Raw genomic sequence first — 2,256 nt, 5'->3', positions numbered from 1 at the left:
CAGTCAGGGTCGGGTAGTTTACCGCCAGATGGCACAATGAGGGTGTTCCCTACTTCTAAAGATGGATCGCCGAGGATCCCTTCTCAGAAGAGGATGAGATCATGCTGTTGCTTCGTATCTTCCTGGTGGCTCTGCTCATCGCTTTGACAGGTTGGTTTTCCCCTCCCGCCAGCGCCCTGCTCAACGACGACCGTTACGATGGCAACATCTTTGCCCTCTACGGGGCCAACGGCGGCATGATCCCCCCCCGCGTTTCCTTGAAGCAGGCAAAAGAGCAAGGGATCCCGGCCCTCCTCGTGTATTACATCGATGACAGTAGCGATTGCAAAAAATACGCCGCCACCATTGCCAACCTGCAGGTTCGCTACGGGCTGGGGGTCTATTTCATCCCCTATTCCGTCGATTCCCTCCTGCCCGGCGACGAGCGCGGCCAATACTACACCGGACAAGTGCCTCAAACCCTCCTCTTCGACCCAGAGGGAAATATCGTCTATCAATCCGTCGGCAACCGCCCCATCACCGAGGTGGAAAACGCTATTCGCGCCCTCTTCAAGTTGGATCCCGTTCCCCCAGGGCTGATCAAAGCCAAACCCTTCAACGAGATCCAAACCGGATTTGCCGGATCCCGTTCTCCCCAAGCCTACCCCCCCACAAAAGCCCAGCCGTGACGGCCAATCCCGATCCCTTTGATCCTCTCGAGGCTCTGCAGGAAAAACTCCAGAGTCTCCAGGCTCGTCTTGCCGACCTCAGAGAATTGGAGCGCATAGCCCAGCTTTCCCCTGAACAATGGGCCGAAATCCAAGCTGAAGCCAGTCAACTGGAGCAACGCCTGCAGGCTTATGTGCTAGAGGTGTTTAATCCTGTCCCCGCTACCTTTTGGCAGGTGGTACGCTTCGGCGGCCTTGGCCTGCTGCTGGGCATTGCCCTGCAGCGCTGGGTGCTGAGCTAGCCAGCACACCCCTTAAGATAAAAAAGCTCTTGGATCCCGGAGCCCTTGCCCATGCGCATGCGACGCCCTAGACCATTTAGTCTTGACCGCAAGACTTCGCGCTTTCTGCCTCTGCTGGGCCTGCTTTTGGCGCTGCTGACCCTCCTGCCCCGTTGTCTGCTGGTTGTCCAACCCGGCTACGAAGCCGTCATCTTCAACCGCCTCACGGGAGTGGAAATGACTCCCCGCCGCGAGGGGATCCATCTGCTGATTCCGGTGCTGCAGTTCCCCACCCTTTACGATGTGCGCACCCAAACCTACAACATGACCAGCCGAAGTGAAGAGCGCAGCGTCAAAGCCGACGATACCCTCACCGCTCTCACTGCCGATGGGCAACGGGTGGATCTGGATGTTTCGGTGCGCTATCGCCTGGATCCGGATCGGGTTCCCGAAATCCATCGCAATGTAGGCCCCGATTACCTGAACAAAATTATTCGCCCCGCCTCCCAAGCCGTGGTGCGCAATGTTATCGCCCGCTATTCGGCCATTGGCGTTTATTCTGAGCAACGAGCTGAAATCCAAGAACAAATTGCCGCTGAGCTCTCTCGCCTAATGCAGCCAGAAGGGCTGGTGCTGCAGAGCTTGCTCTTGCGCAATGTGGAATTTTCCAAAGAGTTTCAGTCGGCCATCGAAGCCAAACAAATTGCCGAGCAAGAGAAGCAAAGAGAAGTGTTTCGCGTAGAGCAGGCTCAACTCATCAAACAACGAATGATTGTCAAAGCCAGCGGTGAGGCCCAAGCCATCGCCCTCAAAGGGGAAGCGCTGCGCAGCAACCCGAACGTCATCCAGCTCGAGTATGTCCGCAACTTGCCCGACGACATCCAAGCCATCGTCAGCGAGCAAAACACCATCCTCAATCTGGGGGACTTTCTCAACAAGTAATCGATTCGAGAGTCCCAAGTTAGGATTGGATCCATCCAGTTCAGGTGCATCCACTCCAAGCCCGTTCTCAACAGACCATCAGCCCCAGCCCCTCTCCCAGAGAAGTGTTGCTGCTGTGCCCCTTAATTTCTTGATGGGCCGTAATTCTCGGCCTTTGCATTCATTTTGCATTCATAGAGAACCCAGCACTCTCCGGTACTCCGGGGGCCAAATACCGGGCCCGACACTCAACTGGCAAGCTGACGTAGGAGCCTGGGGAGTTGACTGGGGCATCCACTCTCCGGAGCATCTGTATCAGACTAAACAGAAGGAGGCTGCCAGGATATCTAGGCTTTGTACAATTGCTCACAAAGCCCTGGGTTGATGGGAGCATGACTCTAGTCAAT

The 2,256-nt window shown here is 56.0% G+C and carries 3 protein-coding genes; all 3 read left to right on the top strand.

Annotated features, from left to right (window positions below):
- The first annotated feature begins 101 nt into the window (after positions 1-101).
- The 3 genes from NW819_RS06750 to NW819_RS06740 are packed head-to-tail and all read left to right on the top strand — an operon-like array spanning position 102 to position 1,870.
- On the top strand, positions 102-668 hold the full coding sequence (locus tag NW819_RS06750) for a thylakoid membrane photosystem I accumulation factor (protein WP_011432764.1): 567 nt from the start codon (positions 102-104) through the stop codon (positions 666-668).
- The gene (locus NW819_RS06745; protein WP_041436379.1) at positions 665-949 is read left to right on the top strand and encodes a hypothetical protein; all 285 of its coding nucleotides are present in this window, start codon (positions 665-667) and stop codon (positions 947-949) included. Before NW819_RS06750 ends, NW819_RS06745 begins: the two co-directional genes overlap by 4 nt.
- A gap of 51 nt (positions 950-1,000) precedes the next feature.
- Positions 1,001-1,870, top strand: coding sequence for a prohibitin family protein (locus tag NW819_RS06740; RefSeq protein WP_148202707.1), 870 nt, complete (start codon positions 1,001-1,003; stop codon positions 1,868-1,870).
- The last annotated feature ends 386 nt before the right edge of the window (positions 1,871-2,256 follow it).

It is taken from the genome of Synechococcus sp. R8-2 (genome assembly GCF_047461715.1).
Lineage (GTDB): Bacteria > Cyanobacteriota > Cyanobacteriia > Thermostichales > Thermostichaceae > Thermostichus.
This window is presented reverse-complemented; position numbering and strand designations above follow the sequence as displayed.